The following is a 16,220-nucleotide window of genomic DNA, read 5'->3' as shown; positions in this document are numbered from 1 at the left end:
GGTACTACCCGCTCGTGCTCTCCCTGATCACCAGCCGGTACGGCACCCGCACCTCCCTGGGCTCGCCCGCCGACGAGGCCATGCGCCGGGCCGGCAGGTCCACGGCGTGCCTGGTGACGTGCATGTAGCCGTGGACCATGTCGGAGAAGGTCTCGCCGCCAGTCCTCCGATGTGTGCTCACGGCCTGCCGCCGCCCTTGACCAGGCATGATGCTCAGTCGAGCTCCAGCGCCCGGCGCAGCCACGACTCCACGCCCGCCACGTGCACGGTCGCCCAGGAACGGGCGACGTCGGCCTGGCGCGCGGCGATGGCCTCGTAGATCGCGGTGTGCTGCTCCCGCGTCTTGTCCATCGCCCCCTCCTGCGTGAGGCCGCGCCAGATCCGCGCCCTGGTGGTCGGCCCCGACAGGCTCTCGATGAACGAGCACAGCACGCTGTTTCCCGACCCCTGCGCGATCCGCAGGTGGAACTGCAGGTCGTTGGCCACCAGCTCCTCCACCGTGGGCCGCTCGGGCAGCGACTCCAGGATCACCCGCAGCTCGGCGATGTCGGCGTCGGTCATCTGCTTCGTGGCCATCGCCGTGGCGGCCGGCTCCAGGATCCGGCGCACCTCGAAGAACTGCAGCACCGTGTCGTCCCGGTGCAGGTCCAGCACGAACGACATGGTGTCGAGCAGCAGCCGCGGCTCCAGGCTGGTGACGTACGTGCCGTCGCCCTGCCGCACGTCCAGTACGTTGATCAGCGACAGCGCGCGCACGGCCTCGCGCAACGAGTTGCGTGACAGGCCGAGCCGTTCGGCGAGGTCGGCCTCCTTCGGCAGCCGGTCGCCCGGCGCCAGCTCGCCGGAGAGGATCATCTGCTTGATCTTGTCGATGGCCGCATCGGTGACCGCCACGCTTTTCTCCCTAGACATCGGATGTCTAGGAGTCTAGAGCGTGGAAGCGCACGGCATCGACACCTGGGAGGCGGCGTACCCGGCCCCTGGCCTCCAGGGTCCGCAGGTGGGCCGCGGCCTCGCCGGCCGCCATGCCCCTCAGCGGAGGTGGCAGCTCCTCCCACGGCCTGTTCCACGTCATCATCGCGGCGACCTCCCAGATGGTCAGCGGTTGCGGCCGCTGGACCAGGAGGGCGCGCAGCCGTTCGAGTTTCTCCTCGTGATGGTGGCGGATCTGAGCGGCGCGTGCGGCCACATCAGGAAATATCCACTCATGCGCGGGAAGAGCGTCGAGCGGCCCGAGATCGCTCACGCGATCCAGGGACTCCAGGAAGTCGCCCAGGGGATCGACATCGTCCCGATCATAGGGATAAATCCCGACGTGCGGGGTGATGTCGGGGAGGACGTGGTCGCCGGTGAACAGCCGGTCGGCGTCCTCCAGGTGCAGGCAGATGTGCCCCGGCGTGTGACCGGGGGTGTGCACCGCGCGCAGCTTGCGGCCCGGCAGGTCCACCAGGTCGCCGTCGCGCAGCTCCCGGTCGGGCAGCGCGGGCGGGGCCGGGCGCTCGCCCGCGACCTGCCTGGCCTCGCCGGGGTCGGCCCCCGCCCGCCTGAGCATGTCGGTCTGGAACGCCTCGTGCTTGCTGTCGGCGTACTCGATCATGAGCCTGACCAGCGCCGCGTCGCTCTCGTGCATGGCGATCCAGGCGCCGGACGCCTCCCTGACCTGCCCGGCCAGCCCGGCGTGGTCGGGGTGGAAATGGGTGACGACCACCCCGCTCACCGCGCTCACGTCCAGCCCGGCCGCGGCCAGGCCGCCGCTGAGCGCCTCCCAGGCGTCGGGATGGTTCCATCCGGCGTCGACCAGTACTGGGCCGCGGGGTGACTCGATGGCGTAGACGAGCGTGTAGCCGAGCGGATTGCCCGGGATCGGCACCGGCACGCTCCACACCCCGCCGCCGAGGTCCTGCGGCCGCTGCTCCGCGTACGGCCTGCGCCTGGACTTCATGTGCCCCCCGAGAGATGAGTGCGTACGTGCCCTGAGCGCCGAAGGCGGCGATCAGATACCTGATCAGCCGAGGCGTTCCAGAATGGTGGCCGTGGCCAGCGCGCCGCCCGCGCACATCGTGACCAGCGCGGTCGCCGAGTCCGACCGCTCCAGCTCGTGCAGCGCCGTGGTGATCAGGCGCGCGCCCGTGGCGCCCACGGGGTGGCCGAGCGCGATGGCGCCGCCGTTGACGTTCACCCGGTCGAGGTCGGGCTCGTGCACGCTCGCCCAGGACAGCACGACCGAGGCGAACGCCTCGTTCACCTCGAACCTGTCGATGTCGCCGATTGTCATGCCGGCCGCCGCCAGCACGCGCGCCGTGGCCTCCACGGGCCCGTCCAGGTGGTAGTACGGCTCCGCCCCGACCAGCGCCTGCGCCAGGATCCTGGCCCTGGGCCGCAGCCCGTGCCGCCGCGCCGCCTGCTCGCTCATCACCAGCACGGCCGCCGCTCCGTCGGAGATCTGCGACGAGGTGCCGGCCGTGTGCAGCCCGCCCTCGACCACCGGCCTCAGCGCGGCCAGCCCCGCCTCGGTGGTCTCGCGCAGGCCCTGGTCCCTGCGGACGTCGCCGATGGGCACGATCTCCCGCTCGAACCGCCCGTCGGCCCACGCCTTGCCGGCCCGTTGCTGCGACCGCGCCCCGAACCAGTCGAGCCGCTCGCGCGTGAGCCCGCGCCGCCGCGCGATCCGCTCGACGGCGGTGAACTGGTCGGGCAGGTCGATGCTCCAGTCGTCCGGCCTGGGCTGGGCGGGGCGCACGTTGCTGCCCAGCGGCGCCCGGCTCATCACCTCGACCCCGCACCCGACGCCGACCTCGATCACGCCCGCGCCGATCATCGCCGCCGCCAGGTGCACCGCCTGCTGGGAGGAGCCGCACTGGGCGTCCACGGTGGTGACCCCCGTCTGGTACGGCAGCCCGGCATACAGCCACGAGTGACGGCCGACGTGACCGCCCTGCTCGCCGGCCTGGGTCACGCACCCCGCGAAGACCTGCTCCACGGCGCCGGGATCGACGCCGGAGCGCTCGACGAGCCCGTTCAGCGCCGCGGCCAGAACCTGTTGCGGTTTGAGCTCCGACAACCATCCCGCCCGCTTGCCGATGGGCGTGCGAACGGCCTCGACTATTACCGGTGTGCCCATGGCCGCCTCCAGAACGACGCTCTGGCGCGACTGTAACGCGTTCTACTTTGTTTCGGAACCCTCCCACTTCGCCGGCATGCCGAACGTCTCGAACAGCGACTCCTCGAAGAACATGCCGACATGGCCGACCCGCTCGCCGGAGAACGTCAGCACCATGATCGCGAACTGCTCGTGGACGCCGTCGTCACGGCGGTGGTAGACGGCGAAGGCCGGCTGGCCGTTGGCCCCGACGGGCACCAGCTTGAGATCTCCGGGCCGCTCCGCCGGGCACCGCGTCGCGACGAGCTCGGCGATGTTCTCCGGCCCCTGGTACCAGCCCACGAACGGCGGCATCTCCCACACCGCGTCCTTGGTGAACAGGTCCACCAGGCCTGCGACGTCATAGTTCTCGAACGCCGCCACGTACCGGTCGAGCAGGGCCTGCTGCTCCTGCGTCAGCGGCTCCACCGGGTCGTCGAGGGTCGGCGACACCTCGTTGAGCTGGGCCCTGGCGCGCTGCAGGATGCTGTTGACCGCCGCCGTGGAGGTGCCGACGGCCTCGGCCACCTCGGCGGCCTTCCACTTGAGCACGTCGCGCAGGATCAGCACGGCCCGCTGCCGGGGCGGCAGGTGCTGCAGCGCGGCGATCAGCGCGAGCCGGATGCTCTCGCGAGAGGTCACGATCGAGGCCGGGTCGTCGCCGGCCACGCCCGCCAGGGTGTCGGGCACCGGCTCCAGCCACGGCACCTCGCCGTCCTGCACCAGGGGCGCGCTCGCGTCGAGGCTCGGCGCGCCGAGCCCGGTCGGCAGCGGGCGCCTGGAGCGGTTGTCGAGCGCGGTCAGGCAGGTGGTGGTGGCTATGCGGTAGAGCCAGGTGCGCAGCGAGGAGCGCCCCTCGAAGTTCTCGTAGCCGCGCCATGCGCGTAGATACGTCTCCTGCACGAGGTCCTCGGCATCGTGCACGGAGCCCATCATGCGGTAGCAGTGCGCCAGCAGTTCGCGCCGCATCGGATCAGCCAGCCGGAGGAAGTCCTCGTTCGTCGGCTTGTCGGTCATACCACCCTGTATAGCTCCCGCCACCGACAGAAAACCGAATCCTTGGACAAGCCGGCTCGAAACTTAGCCCTTGCGCTTACTGTCGCCTCTCCTGATACTTAGCCACATGGCACAGTATTCGGCGCACCTGGACGGCGTGTTCGTCGCCCTCGCCGACCCGACCCGGCGCGCCGTGGTCCGGCGCCTCGGCCACGGGCCCGCTAGCGTCGGCGACCTCGCCCGCGAGTTCCCGATGACGCTCCCCTCGTTCGTGAAGCACGTGCGGACGCTCGAGTCGAACGGTCTCATCCGCACGGTCAAGTCCGGCCGGGTACGCACCTGCGTGCTCAACCGCGAGCGCCTCGCCCTCGTCGACGACTGGCTCGCCGAGCAGCGCCGGATCTGGGAGGAGCGCACCGACCGCCTCGAACAGTTCGTCACAGGCCCGGAGGAGAGCAGCCAGTGAATCCAGATCTCGACCTCGTTCTGGAACGGATCATCCGCGCCCCGCGCGCGACCGTGTGGCGCGCCTGGACCGACCCGTCCAGACTCGAACAGTGGTGGGTCCCGGCTCCGTTCCGCTGCCGGGTGGACCGCCTGGACCTGCGGCCGGGAGGGGCGTTCGTGACCCGGCTGAGCGACGGCGGCGCCGCGTTCGCCCCGCACCTGGACGCGTGCTTCCTCGCCGTGGACGAGCTCGAACGCCTCGTCTTCACCAACGCGATCACCAGCACCTGGCGCCCGGCGACCCCCTCCCCGGTCACCATGACCGCCACCATCACGCTGGACGACCACCCCGACGGCACCGGCTACCGGATCCTCGTCCGGCACGGCGACCCGGAATCCCGCGCCCTGCACGAGAAGCTCGGCTTCGCCGACGGCTGGGGCACCGTCACCGCCCAGCTCGCCGCCCTCGCCGAGGGCACGGCCACCGCATGAAGATCACGCTCACCGAGTTCGTCACGCTCGACGGCGTCAGCCAGGGCCCCGGCTCGCCGGACGAGGACACCACCGGCGGTTTCACCCGAGGCGGCTGGCTCGTGCCGCACCTCGACGAGACGTTCGTCCAGCGAACCTCCGAGTGGCTCGACCGCGCCGACGGCCTGCTGTTCGGACGGCGCACCTACGAGGCGTTCGCGCGCGACTGGCCGAAGATCACCGACCCGGCCGACCCGTACGCCGCGCGGATGAACTCCCTGCCGAAGTACGTCGTGTCGAACACTCTCGCCGGGGGCGCCTGGCACCCCACGACCGTGTTCGACGGCGACCCGGCCCGGTCGGTCGCCGCACTCAAGGCCCGGCCGGGACGGGAGCTGCAGATCCACGGCAGCGCCCGCCTCGCTGACGCGCTCCTGGCGGCGGGACTGATCGACACCCTCCGCCTCGTGGTCGCCCCCACCGTGCTGCGGACCGGCCGGCGCCTCCTGGCCGGCCAGGGCGCCACGTCCGGCCTGCGCCTGGTCCACCACGAGGCGACGCCGAACGGCCTGCTGCTCCTTGAGTACGAGCCGGCGGGCCCGGCGTCACAGGGTCACTACGAGGGTGTCGCCGCCTTCGTGGAGCGTCAGGGCTGATGCTCGGCCACGCCGCCGGCCTCCTGCGCGCGCCGTGACGGTGGCCCGCCTCTGACGGGTCCGGCGGCCGTGTTCCTGGAAGGCCGCGGGGCTCAGATGTCGGCGAGGAGGCGGGCGGCGGCGGCCTCGATGCGGCGCTGGATCTGGTCATAGGTACGGCGGCCGCGCAGCATCTCCAGCAGCTCCTGCACCCACACGCTGGACAGCGACCCCGCGAGGTCGAGCTGCTCCTCGCTGGCCTCCTCCAGCGTCAGCCCGTCGGCCGAGACGCGCAGCAGCAGCCCTGTCATGCGGTCGCCGAACGGGGTCTGCACCTCCGCCAGGATCAGCGACCGGATCAGCGCGTCGGCCAGCTCCGGCTCGCGCATGAGCCCCCGCGTGGCCCGCATGAGCACGTCGACCGCGCGGCTGGACGGGGTGGCGGCCCCCGGCGGGCGGCGTTCGATGCTGCTCTCCAGCAGGTCGATCTCCTCGCCGACGACGGCCACGACGAGGTCCATCTTGGAGGGGAAGTAGCGATAGAGCGTGCCAAGCGCCACGCCCGCGCGCTCGGCCACCGTGCGCATCTGCATGGCCTCCACGCCGCCCCGCGAGGCCAGCGCGGCGGCGGCCTGGACGATGCGCTTGCGGCGTTGGTGCTGGCTGCGCGTACGGACGCTGTGCCCGCCCGGCGCGGGGTGGCTTTCCAAGGGTCCCTCGGTCTCGCTCGGGGGCGCGGTGATTGCGGGCTGCGTGGTACGCATAAGAACACGTTATCTGATTTCTCGATTACGCGGCTTGTTACTCGCGAGTCACAAACGAGCCGTATCGGCCCATGTCTCCGGCGTTACACGGATATCGGGGTTTGTCCTCGGAGGTGGATGCTGGACAGCTATTAGAATCTGTTCTAGTTTGCGATTTGGCTTACCTAGCGCTTGCTGGAGGAGCGATGATCGCGGACACGCTCGCCTCCCTGCTGCTCGCCCGGGCCGAGGACGACCGGCCGGGGCTGGTGCACGAGGGAAGGGTGTGGTCGTGGCGTGAGCACGTCGCGGCCTGCCTGGCCGCCGGGGCGAGGCTGTCCGCGCGAGGGACCGGGACGCACGTCGGGGTGCTCAGCGAGAACGTTCCCGAGCTGGTCGTCCTGATCGGCGGCGCGGCGCTGGCCGGGCACGTGGTCGTGGCGCTGAACCCGACGCGGTCGGTGGACGAGCTGATCCGCGACGCCCGCGCCACCGACGTGGACCTGGTCCTGACGGACGAGTCCTGCGGCGGGATCGGGCGGGCGGTGTCGGAGGCGCTGGGCGTGACGGCGCTCCCGCTCGCCGCGGAGGCGAACAGCACCGCGCCCGAGGCCGCCGCGCCGGAAACCGCCGCGTCCGAGGATGCCGCACCCGAGGATGCCGCACTCGAGGATGTCGTCCCGGCTCCGGGCGACCTCGTGATGCTGATCTTCACCTCCGGCACGTCCGGGCGCCCTCGGGCCGTGCGGATCACGCAGCGCAAGCTGGCCCTGCCCGGGGCGAGCCTGGCGGCGCTGCTCACCCCCGAGGACGCCGTCTACTGCTCGATGCCGCTGTTCCACTCCGGCGCGCTGATGGCCGCCTACGCCCCTGCCGTCGCGTCAGGGGCGGCGCTGGTGCTGCGGCGGCGCTTCTCGGCCTCGGGCCTGCTGCCCGACATCAGACGATACGGCTGTACGTACCTCCACTACGTCGGCAAGGCGCTCTCCTACGTCCTGGCCACCCCGGAACAGCCGGACGACGCCGCCAACCCGCTCAGGATCGCGTTCGGGAACGAGGGCAGCGCGGTGGCCGTCAGGAGGTTCGGGGAGCGGTTCGGATGCCGGGTCATCGACGCCTTCGGCTCCACCGAGACCGCCATCTCGCTCATCCCCGACCCCGCCGGGCCGCCGGGCTGCCTCGGCCGCCTGCCCGAGGGCGTGCGGATACTCAACCCGTTCACCACCCGGCCCTGCCCGCCCGCGCGGATCGAGGACGGCCGCCTGCTCAACCCGGACGAGGCCATCGGCGAGCTGGTCAACACGGCCGGGCTCGGCTTGTTCGAGGGGTACTACAACGACCCGGACGCCGACGCCGAGCGGATCAGGGACGGCGCGTTCTGGTCCGGCGACCTGGCCTACCAGGACGCCGACGGCTACGTGTTCTTCGCCGGCCGGGGCACCGAGCGGCTGCGCGTGGACGGCGAGAACCTGGCGGTCGCGCCCATCGAGGCGGCGCTGCGGGAGTTCGGCGGGGTGGTGGAGGCGGCGGTGTATCCGGTGCCCGACCCGGCGGCCGGCGACCAGGTCATGGCGGCGCTCGTGCTGGCAGGCACCCCGGACCCGGGAGCCTCCGCCTCGGGCGCGCCCGATCCGGCGGCATCCGGTCCGGCGGTGTTGGATCCGGCGGCGTCTGGTCCGGCGGTGTTCGATCCGGTGGCGTTCGCCGCGTTCCTGGCCTCGCGCCGCGACCTGGGCGCCAAGTCCCTGCCCCGCTTCGTCCGGCTGTGCCGGGAGTTACCCCAGACGGCCTCGCACAAGGTCATCAAGCGGCACCTCGCCAGGGACGCCTGGCGCACCACCGACCCGGTCTGGATGCGCGGCCCCGACGGGCTGCGGCTGCTCACGGAGGCGGACGTGAAGGGGATCGAGGAGGAGTTCGTACGGCACGGCAGGCAACACCTCTTGGAGACGTAGTGGATTTCAACCTGGACGAAACCCAGCAGGATCTGAAGAAGCTGGCCGCCGAGGTCCTCGCCAGGGAAGGGGACGAGGATCGGCTGCGGCAGGCCGGGCTGATGGACGTGTGCGTGCCGGAGGAGGCGGGCGGGGCCGGGCTCGGACCGGTGGAGATGGCCGTGGTGCTGCGCGAGGTCGGTGCCCGGGCGGCCATGGTGCCCGCCCTGCCGACCCTGGCCGCCACGCTGCTCCTGGCCCGCCACGGCGGCCCGGACCGGCTACGCCGCCGCACCGGCCGCCTCACCCTCGCGCTCCGCGAGCCCGCCCGCGCCCTCGCCGACCCGCCCACGACCACCGCCACCGCAACCGCCACCGCCACCGCCACCGCCACGTCGGCGTCGGCGTCGGCGTCGGCGTCGGAAGGCGGGTGGGCGTTGACGGGGCGGAAGGTGTCGGTGCCCTACCCCGCAGCCGAGGTGCTGGTCACCGCCGGCGAGGGGCTGTTCCTGGTGACGGAGCCCGCGACGGCGGCCGAGTTCACCTCCACCGGTGAGCCCTCCGCCACGCTCGTGCTCGACGGCACCCCGGCGGAGCGGGTGGCGGGCCAGGAGGCCGTCGCGGACGCGCGGCGGATCTTCATGGCGGCCGTCACCGCGCAGGCGAGCGGGGTGCTGGCCGGCGCGCTGGAGCTGACGACCGCCTACATCAGGCAGCGCAAGCAGTTCGGGCGGGCGCTGGCCGAGTTCCAGGCCGTGACGATGCAGATCGCCGACGTCTACATCGCCGCCAGGGCGCTGGACGTGGCCATGTGGTCGGCCGTCTGGCGGCTGGGCGAGGGGCTGCCGGCCGAGGAGGACCTGGCGCTGGCCGCGTACCACGTCAGCGAGGCGTCCAAGGCCCTCTACACCTGCCAGCACCTGCACGGCGGCCTCGGCCTCGACGTCACCTACCCGCTGCACCGCTACTTCGCCCAGGCCAGGCACCTGTCCCAGCTGCTCGGCGGGGCCGACGCCCAGCTCGACCTGATCGGAGCGCTCGTCTGATGCTCATCGACCTCACCCCCGAGCAGCGCAGGCTCCGCGACGAGCTGCGCGAGTACTTCCAGGGCTGCCTCACCGCCGAGGATCGCGCCAAGATCGCCGAGGACCCGTTCGGCGGCGCGTACATGGAGCACTGCCGCCGGCTCGGCCGGGACGGCAAGCTGGGCCTCGGCTGGCCCAAGGAGTACGGCGGCAGCGGCTACGGCCCTCTGGAACAGCAGATCTTCGCCAACGAGATCGCCCGCGCCGGGGTGCCGTACCCCATCATCACGGTGCAGACCGTGGGGCCGACGCTCATGCAGTACGGGACGGAGAAGCAGAAGGAGCACTTCCTGCCGCGCATCCTGGCCGGCGAGTGCCACTTCGCGATCGGCTACAGCGAGCCGGAGGCGGGCACCGACCTGGCCTCGCTGCGGACGACGGCGGTGCTCGACGGCGACCACTACGTCGTCAACGGCCAGAAGATCTTCACCAGCGGCGCCCACTACGCCCAGTACATCTGGCTGGCCGCCCGCACCAACCCCACGGCCAAGAAGCACAAGGGCATCACCATGATGATCGCCTCCACGGACGACCCCGGCTTCTCGTGGACCCCGATCGTCACCATGGACGGCCGCCACCACACCAACGCCACCTACTACTCCGACGTGCGCGTACCGGTGGACATGGTGGTCGGCGAGGTGGACCGGGGCTGGGGCCTGATCGTCAACCAGCTCAACCACGAGCGCGTCACGCTCGGCCCCGCGGGCAACCTCGGCCAGACCTACGACCGCTTCCGCGCCTGGGCCCGCCGCACCGGCCTGGACGCCGAGCCCGACGTGCGGCGGGCGCTGGCGCGGGTGTGGGCCGCCTTCCGCACGAACGAGCTGCTCAACTGGCAGGTGGCGGCGAACATGGACCTCGGCTGGCTGGGCGCCCCCGACGCGTCGGCCACCAAGATCTACGGCTCCGAGCGCATGCAGGAGATCGGCAGGATCGTCGGGGACATCCTGGCCAGGTACGGCGACCCGTCGGACCCGGAGACGGCCGAGCTGCTCGAACGCCTCGACCACGGGGTGAAGGGGGCGGTGGTGCTGACGTTCGGCGGCGGGGTGAACGAGGTGCAGCGCGAGCTGATCGCCATGCTCGGCCTGAGCCTGCCGAGGCCGCCCCGATGACCGACCGCACCGACAGCACCGACAGCACCGACCGAACCGACCGTACGGAAAGCACCGCCGGCACCGAGCGCACCGACGGCACCGAGCGCACGGAGAGCACCGACCGCAGGGTGATGACGGACGAGGAGCTGCACGAGCTCGCGGGCAAGCAGGCGGCGCTGGGCGAGGTGCGCGGCGCCCCGGCCGCCGACCCGGTGAACGTCCCCATGATCAGGCACTGGCTGGCCGCCATGGGCGACGAGAACCCGCGCTACCTGGAGCAGGGCCTGGCCCCGCCCGCGATGGCCCAGGTGTGGACCATGCCCGGCCTGTCCAGAGGGCCGAAGGAACGCTCGCCGGTGGACGACATGATGAGCGCGCTCAACGACAGCGGCTACACGGGCGTGGTGGCGACCAACTGCGAGCAGACCTACCGCCGTTACGTCCGCGTCGGCGAGCGTCTCACGCCCGCGACCAGGTTCTCCGGCCTGGCGGGCCCGAAGCGGACGGCGCTCGGCGTCGGCTACTTCGCCACCTGGAACATCACCTGGTACACCGAGGACGACGAGCCGGTCGCCGACATGATGTTCCGGGTCCTGAAATTTCGTCCACCGGCGGCGAAGGCCGCCGCCGAGCCGTACCCGCTCCAGCCCGCCGTCAACCAGGACACCGCGTTCTTCTGGGAGGGCGTGAACCGGGGCGAGCTGCGCATCCAGTCCTGCGCCGACTGCGGCGAGCTGCGCCACCCGCCCGGCCCGCTGTGCCCCCGCTGCCGCTCGGCCGAACGCGCGTACCGGCTCGCGAGCGGCACGGGCACCCTGTTCAGCTACGTCGTGCACCACCATCCGCCCGTGCCCGGCAGGCGGACGCCGTTCGTGGTGGGGGTGGTGGAGCTGCCGGAAGGGGTGCGGGTCGTGGGCAACGTCGTGGACTGCCCCGTCGAGGAAGTGAGGATAGGCATGCCGCTGCGCGTGACGTACCGCCGGATGGACGACCGGCTCGTCCTGCCCATGTGGGCGCCGGAGCAGCCATGATCGGGGTCGCGCTGCCGGAGCTGTCGATCGACCTCACGCCCACCATGGTCGTCTCCACGGCCCTGGCCACCATGGACTACACGCCGGTGCACCACGACACGGCACTCGCCCGCGCCCAGGGCTCCTCGGACATCTTCCTGAACATCCTGACCACCATGGGCCTGGTCGAGCGCTACGTCACCGACTGGGCGGGCCCCAGGGCCGTCATCAGGAGCATCGACGTCAAGCTGGGCGTCCCCGCGTACGCCGGTGACCGCCTGACCTTCAGCGGCACGGTCGTCGCCGGCGAGGGCGACCGGCTCACCGTCGAGGTGCGCGGCCGGGTGAGCCTGGGCGAGCACGCCACCGGCACCGTCACGCTGGAGGGCCCGTGAGCACGGCCATCGCGGGCATCGGCGCCACCGAGTTCAGCAAGCGGTCGGGACGTTCGGAGCTGCGGCTCGCCGCCGAGGCCGTGCTCGCGGCGCTGGACGACGCCGGCCTGTCACCCGGCGACGTGGACGGCCTGGTCACCTACAGCCAGGACGCCAACCAGGAGATCGCCGTCGCCAGGGAGACCGGCATCGGCGAGCTGACCTTCTTCTCCCGCGTCGAGTACGGCGGCGGCGCGGCCTGCGGCACCGTCGCCCACGCCGCCATGGCGGTGGCCACGGGCGCGGCCCGCACGGTGGTCTGCTACCGGGCCTTCAACGAGCGCTCGGGCCGCCGCTTCGGCCAGCCGAACGCGGGGCTCACCGGACAGCCCAGCTCCCAGGGGCTGGAGATGAGCTGGCACGTGCCGTTCGGGCTGATGACGCCGGCGGCGTGGGTCGCCATGTTCGCGCGGCGCTACATGCATGTGTACGACGCCACCTCCGCGGACTTCGGCCGCGTGGCGGTGGCCATGCGCAGGCACGCGGCCACCAACCCGGCCGCCTGGTTCCACGGGCGGCCGATCACGCTGGAGGAGCACCAGGCGTCCCGGTGGATCGTGGAGCCGCTGCACCTGCTCGACTGCTGCCAGGAGAGCGACGGGGCGGTGGCGCTGGTGGTCACCTCCACCGAACGGGCCCGCGACCTGCGCCGCTCCCCGGCCGTGATCGCCGCCGCGGCGCAGGGGGCGGGGGCCGATCAGATGATGATGACCAGCTACTACCGGGATGACATGACCGGGCTGCCCGAGATGTCCGTCGTCGGGCGCCGCCTCTGGGAGCTCTCGGGCCTGTCTCCCGCCGACATCCAGACGGCCATCCTGTACGACCACTTCACCCCGTTCGTCCTGACCCAGCTCGAAGAGCTCGGCTTCTGCGGGCGCGGGGAGGCGCCCGGCTTCCTGGCCGACGGCGGCATCGAGCTGGACGGCCGCCTCCCGGTCAACCCGCACGGCGGGCAGCTCGGGGAGGCCTACATCCACGGCATGAACGGCATCGCGGAGGCCGTCCGCCAGATCAGGGGCACCGCGGTGAACCAGCTCCCGAACGTCACCAACGTCCTGGTGACGGCCGGGACCGGCGTCCCCACCAGCGGCCTCATCCTGTCGGCCGACTAGCACCCCCCGCGGACGCGGCTGCGCCTCCACGAGCCCGCCCGGTCGGAGGCTCAGCCCGTCCAGGCGCCCCCCACCTGGCGGGGGGCGGCCTCGGCGAGGGCGAGGGCGGGCTGGCCCATCCGTGCTTCCATCGGTCACTCCAGGGGTCCCGGCGCCGATGACGTCACATCGACCCGCTTTCATGGGTCGAAGCAATGACGCGGGACGAAGAAGGAATGTGACACGTGAACGACGACGCATCGCTGACCGGCCTCTTCGAGGCGCATCGCGGTCAGCTGAGAGCCGTGGCGTACCGGATGCTCGGGTCGGTGAGCGAGGCCGACGACGCGGTGCAGGAGGCGTGGCTCAGGCTCAACCGCACCGACACCGGCGACGTGCGGAACATGGGCGGCTGGCTCACCACGGTCGTGTCCCGCATCTGCCTGAACATGTTGCGCTCCCGCGAGCACCGCCGCGAGGACCCGCTGGAGGAGCGCATGCCGGAGCCGGTGGTGAGCCCGCCGGGCGGCGTCGATCCCGAGCAGGAGGCGCTCCTGGCGGACTCGGTGGGGCTGGCGCTGCTCGTGGTGCTGCAGCAGCTGGAGCCGACGGAGCGGCTGGCGTTCGTGCTGCACGACATGTTCGCGGTGCCGTTCGACGAGATCGCGCAGATCATCGACCGCACGCCGGCCGCCACCAGGCAGCTCGCCAGCCGGGCCCGCCGCCGGGTGCGCGGGGCCGCCCCGACTCCGGATCCGGACGTGTCGCGGCAGCGTGAGGTGGTGGACGCGTTCATGGCGGCGGCCCGCGACGGTGACTTCGACACGCTCGTGTCGCTGCTGCACCCGGACATCGTGCTCCGCACGGACGTGGGGCCCTCCGCGACCAGGGGCTGGAACGAGCTGCGAGGGGCGCTCACGGTCGCCCAGCAGGCGCTCATGTTCCGGCGGATGGCGCCCTTCGCCCGCCCCGTGCTGGTCAACGGCGTCGCGGGGGCGCTCATGGTGCTGGACGGGCGGACGACCGCGGTGGGGGCCTTCACGATCGTCGACGGCAAGATCCTGACCATGGACATCCTCGGCGACCCCGCACGGGTGGCCGGTCTCGACGTGGCCGCCCTCACCGGCCGGCCCTGACCGCGCATCCGGTGGCGGGGCCGGAGTTTCCGGCCCCGCCACCGGAGCGGTCGTCACGGGTCCACGAAGACCGGCATGGAGAAGAAGACGATCATCGCGATCGCCACGCAGAGCAGGAACCCGACGAGCTCCCAGACCCAGTCGTGGTGGCGGTCCTTGCGGCGGCGCACCTTCTTCGGAGGCCGCCCGTTCTCCGGGCGCCGCTTGGGAGCGGGCCTGGCCCGCACGGGGCGCGGCGCCAGGACGGACGAGCCGGACTGCCCGGCCGCCGGGCGGTCCTTCCTACGCGGTTCCCCGCCCTGCCGTGGCCCTTCCAGCGGCCTTTCCAGGGGCCTCTCCCGTGGCCTCTCCAGCGGTCTGTCCAGCGGCCTCTCCCGCGGCTTCTCCAGCGGCCTGTCCAGCGGCTTCTCCAGGGGTCTCTCCAGCGGCCTGCCGAGTGACTCCGCCTGGTCCCGCTCGTCCTGGCGCGGGTCCGGCAGCCGGTACACCGGCTCGGCGCCGGGCTTGGCACGCGACTTGGCGCGGGGCTTGAACAGCGGGGCCGCCGGTCCGCGTACCGGCTCCTCCGCCCGCGACGGCCGCCGGCGCGGGGTGGCCGGGGCGGCCTGCGCCGACGGCGGCCGGTGGAACTCCTCGGGAGCCGACGGCGGACGGCGGAACTCCTCCGGAGCCGGCTGCGGCTCCAGCGGCGACCGGCGGCGCTCCTCGGCCGGCGTCCGCCCCTGCGGGGGGAGGGGCCGGGAGGGGCCCTCATGGACGAGCACGTCGCCGGTCATGTACGGGTCCGGCGCGTCCTTGGGCAGGATCACGTCACCCGTCGCGAACGGCTCGGCGGCCATGGGATCGGGGGCCGCCATGAAGAACGGCCGCTCCTGCGGCGGACGCCCGGCCACGGAACGGTCCCCGGCGGACGGCCCTGACGCCAGCGGGTCCCTGGCGGACGGCCCGGCGACCCACCGGTCCCCGGGCGACGGCAAGCCATCCCGCCGATCGGGAACCCGCCGGTCTCCGGCGGAGGGTGCGGGCGGCCGGGACTCGTCCAGCGGATCCCGCAGGGCCCGCGCAGACCCCAGCGGATCCCGCAACGGCGGGCCGGGGTCGAGCACGTCCCTCGGGGGCGAGAGCGGGTCGCGGAACTTGGGCATCGGGGCCGTGGTCGCCTCGTGCACGGGGGTCTGCGACGGCGAGGGCGGCGTCAGCAGCTCGGCCGGGAAGATCACCGTGCTGGTCGCCGGGTCGGCGTCCGCCAGCGGCTGCGGCCAGACCGGCGGGCTGGGCCACCGGGGCTTGACGAACAGCGGTGCGGGCGCCGCCGAACGGGAGCCCGCAAAGTGGATGCGCAGCGCCCCCGGCGGCTGGGGCCACGGCAGACGGCCGAGCACGTCGTGCAACGGCGCGACCCCGAGCGCGCCGTAGATGTCGGCCACCGGCTTGGGCACACGCACCCCGGTCGAGGCCAGCGCCGCTCCGAGCGACTGCCTGAAGCGGTGCCCCGCCCCCACCGCCAGCTCCTCGGCGGTGTCGGGCGCGACGTCGAGCACCCATGCCAGCTCCGCCTTGCTGAGCCCGCACACCGCGCACAACATCAGCACCTCGCGCTGGTGCGGGCGCAGCTCGCGCAGGGAACGCTCGACGAGCGCGGTGGCCGGGTCTATGAGCGGGTCGACGGCGGGCGGGGAGTAGACGATGTCCCGCCGGTGGATCTCGCGGCGGGCGAAGGCGTAGAGCGCGGCGCGGGGCGGCGCGGTGGCGGGGACGCTGCTGAGTACGGCCACCAGGACGTCGGAGGCCGAGCCGAGGTCGCCGAGCTGGTCGGCGCAGTACGCGAACAGCCCGGCGGCATGGAGGTCGTAGAGCTCTGCGATCAGTTCTGCGCGCTGGCGCTGATCGGTGAGCGACAGAGACACGGGGCCGGTTCCTCTTGCTGGATGCGGACGCTGGGGGGTGAGGGGCGCGTCAGGAGTTTGTGAGCTGATGCGTCAGGAATTGTGAGGGTTAT

At 72.5% G+C, this 16,220-nt stretch carries 17 protein-coding genes; 10 read left to right on the top strand and 7 right to left on the bottom strand.

Annotated features, from left to right (window positions below):
* Window positions 1-4 precede the first annotated feature (4 nt).
* The 5 genes from ACBJ32_RS28970 to ACBJ32_RS28950 form a co-directional block, all read right to left on the bottom strand.
* Window positions 5-181 carry a hypothetical protein gene (locus ACBJ32_RS28970; protein WP_375129372.1) on the bottom strand — a complete coding sequence of 59 codons (177 nt, stop codon included), beginning with the start codon at window positions 179-181 and terminating at the stop codon, window positions 5-7.
* 32 nt (window positions 182-213) lie between these two features.
* Window positions 214-894 carry a FadR/GntR family transcriptional regulator gene (locus tag ACBJ32_RS28965; protein WP_375129371.1) on the bottom strand — a complete coding sequence of 227 codons (681 nt, stop codon included), beginning with the start codon at window positions 892-894 and terminating at the stop codon, window positions 214-216.
* Between the two features lie 25 nt (window positions 895-919).
* Entirely contained in the window at window positions 920-1,942 is a 1,023-nt protein-coding gene (locus ACBJ32_RS28960; RefSeq protein ID WP_375129370.1) for an MBL fold metallo-hydrolase, read from the bottom strand.
* 63 nt (window positions 1,943-2,005) lie between these two features.
* Window positions 2,006-3,121 (bottom strand): steroid 3-ketoacyl-CoA thiolase, encoded by a 1,116-nt coding sequence (locus ACBJ32_RS28955; RefSeq protein WP_375129369.1) that lies wholly within the window; start codon window positions 3,119-3,121, stop codon window positions 2,006-2,008.
* Window positions 3,122-3,163: 42 nt separating this feature from the next.
* Window positions 3,164-4,156: a sigma-70 family RNA polymerase sigma factor gene (locus ACBJ32_RS28950; RefSeq protein ID WP_375129368.1), complete on the bottom strand. Its 993-nt coding sequence runs from the start codon at window positions 4,154-4,156 to the stop codon at window positions 3,164-3,166.
* Window positions 4,157-4,262: 106 nt separating this feature from the next.
* Between ACBJ32_RS28950 and ACBJ32_RS28945 the strand changes: the two genes are divergently transcribed.
* From ACBJ32_RS28945 to ACBJ32_RS28935, 3 genes are read left to right on the top strand one after another with little or no spacing between them, the layout of a single operon-like run.
* On the top strand, window positions 4,263-4,601 hold the full coding sequence (locus ACBJ32_RS28945; protein WP_375129367.1) for an ArsR/SmtB family transcription factor: 339 nt from the start codon (window positions 4,263-4,265) through the stop codon (window positions 4,599-4,601).
* Entirely contained in the window at window positions 4,598-5,074 is a 477-nt protein-coding gene (locus ACBJ32_RS28940) for an SRPBCC domain-containing protein (RefSeq protein WP_375129366.1), read from the top strand. The genes ACBJ32_RS28945 and ACBJ32_RS28940 overlap by 4 nt, the downstream gene beginning before the upstream one ends.
* Entirely contained in the window at window positions 5,071-5,709 is a 639-nt protein-coding gene (locus ACBJ32_RS28935; RefSeq protein ID WP_375129364.1) for a dihydrofolate reductase family protein, read from the top strand. The genes ACBJ32_RS28940 and ACBJ32_RS28935 overlap by 4 nt, the downstream gene beginning before the upstream one ends.
* A gap of 92 nt (window positions 5,710-5,801) precedes the next feature.
* On the opposite strand, the gene ACBJ32_RS28930 is transcribed toward ACBJ32_RS28935, so the two are convergent.
* The gene (locus tag ACBJ32_RS28930; protein ID WP_357871927.1) at window positions 5,802-6,452 is read right to left on the bottom strand and encodes a TetR family transcriptional regulator; all 651 of its coding nucleotides are present in this window, start codon (window positions 6,450-6,452) and stop codon (window positions 5,802-5,804) included.
* 185 nt (window positions 6,453-6,637) lie between these two features.
* Here ACBJ32_RS28930 and ACBJ32_RS28925 point away from each other — a divergent pair, with 185 nt between their 5' ends.
* The 7 genes from ACBJ32_RS28925 (at window position 6,638) to sigJ (ending at window position 14,221) form a co-directional block, all read left to right on the top strand.
* Window positions 6,638-8,386 (top strand): AMP-binding protein, encoded by a 1,749-nt coding sequence (locus ACBJ32_RS28925; RefSeq protein WP_375129363.1) that lies wholly within the window; start codon window positions 6,638-6,640, stop codon window positions 8,384-8,386.
* Window positions 8,386-9,411, top strand: a complete 1,026-nt coding sequence (locus ACBJ32_RS28920) for an acyl-CoA dehydrogenase family protein (RefSeq protein ID WP_375129362.1) — start codon at window positions 8,386-8,388, stop codon at window positions 9,409-9,411. The genes ACBJ32_RS28925 and ACBJ32_RS28920 overlap by 1 nt, the downstream gene beginning before the upstream one ends.
* Entirely contained in the window at window positions 9,411-10,565 is a 1,155-nt protein-coding gene (locus tag ACBJ32_RS28915; protein ID WP_375129361.1) for an acyl-CoA dehydrogenase family protein, read from the top strand. The genes ACBJ32_RS28920 and ACBJ32_RS28915 overlap by 1 nt, the downstream gene beginning before the upstream one ends.
* Window positions 10,562-11,578: a bifunctional MaoC family dehydratase N-terminal/OB-fold nucleic acid binding domain-containing protein gene (locus tag ACBJ32_RS28910; RefSeq protein WP_375129360.1), complete on the top strand. Its 1,017-nt coding sequence runs from the start codon at window positions 10,562-10,564 to the stop codon at window positions 11,576-11,578. Before ACBJ32_RS28915 ends, ACBJ32_RS28910 begins: the two co-directional genes overlap by 4 nt.
* Window positions 11,575-11,952, top strand: a complete 378-nt coding sequence (locus ACBJ32_RS28905; protein ID WP_375129359.1) for a MaoC/PaaZ C-terminal domain-containing protein — start codon at window positions 11,575-11,577, stop codon at window positions 11,950-11,952. The genes ACBJ32_RS28910 and ACBJ32_RS28905 overlap by 4 nt, the downstream gene beginning before the upstream one ends.
* Window positions 11,949-13,106, top strand: coding sequence for a lipid-transfer protein (locus tag ACBJ32_RS28900; protein WP_375129358.1), 1,158 nt, complete (start codon window positions 11,949-11,951; stop codon window positions 13,104-13,106). Before ACBJ32_RS28905 ends, ACBJ32_RS28900 begins: the two co-directional genes overlap by 4 nt.
* 224 nt (window positions 13,107-13,330) lie before the next feature.
* Complete coding sequence (sigJ, locus tag ACBJ32_RS28895) at window positions 13,331-14,221, top strand: RNA polymerase sigma factor SigJ (protein WP_375129357.1); 891 nt, start codon at window positions 13,331-13,333, stop codon at window positions 14,219-14,221.
* A gap of 53 nt (window positions 14,222-14,274) precedes the next feature.
* On the opposite strand, the gene ACBJ32_RS28890 is transcribed toward sigJ, so the two are convergent.
* Entirely contained in the window at window positions 14,275-16,128 is a 1,854-nt protein-coding gene (locus ACBJ32_RS28890) for a hypothetical protein (protein ID WP_375129356.1), read from the bottom strand.
* Window positions 16,129-16,220 lie beyond the last annotated feature (92 nt).

This window comes from Nonomuraea sp. GTA35 (genome assembly GCF_041950525.1).
Classification (GTDB): Bacteria; Actinomycetota; Actinomycetes; order Streptosporangiales; family Streptosporangiaceae; genus Nonomuraea.
This window is presented reverse-complemented; position numbering and strand designations above follow the sequence as displayed.

Excerpts from the sequence above, each read along its gene's own strand:
- ACBJ32_RS28950 (WP_375129368.1), bottom strand. The coding sequence starts at position 4,156 with ATGACCGACAAGCCGACGAACGAGGACTTCCTCCGGCTGGCTGATCCG.
- ACBJ32_RS28930 (WP_357871927.1), bottom strand. The coding sequence starts at position 6,452 with ATGCGTACCACGCAGCCCGCAATCACCGCGCCCCCGAGCGAGACCGAG.
- ACBJ32_RS28915 (WP_375129361.1), top strand. The coding sequence starts at position 9,411 with ATGCTCATCGACCTCACCCCCGAGCAGCGCAGGCTCCGCGACGAGCTG.
- ACBJ32_RS28955 (WP_375129369.1), bottom strand. The coding sequence starts at position 3,121 with ATGGGCACACCGGTAATAGTCGAGGCCGTTCGCACGCCCATCGGCAAG.
- ACBJ32_RS28910 (WP_375129360.1), top strand. The coding sequence starts at position 10,562 with ATGACCGACCGCACCGACAGCACCGACAGCACCGACCGAACCGACCGT.
- ACBJ32_RS28935 (WP_375129364.1), top strand. The coding sequence starts at position 5,071 with ATGAAGATCACGCTCACCGAGTTCGTCACGCTCGACGGCGTCAGCCAG.
- ACBJ32_RS28925 (WP_375129363.1), top strand. The coding sequence starts at position 6,638 with ATGATCGCGGACACGCTCGCCTCCCTGCTGCTCGCCCGGGCCGAGGAC.
- ACBJ32_RS28945 (WP_375129367.1), top strand. The coding sequence starts at position 4,263 with ATGGCACAGTATTCGGCGCACCTGGACGGCGTGTTCGTCGCCCTCGCC.
- ACBJ32_RS28905 (WP_375129359.1), top strand. The coding sequence starts at position 11,575 with ATGATCGGGGTCGCGCTGCCGGAGCTGTCGATCGACCTCACGCCCACC.
- ACBJ32_RS28960 (WP_375129370.1), bottom strand. The coding sequence starts at position 1,942 with ATGAAGTCCAGGCGCAGGCCGTACGCGGAGCAGCGGCCGCAGGACCTC.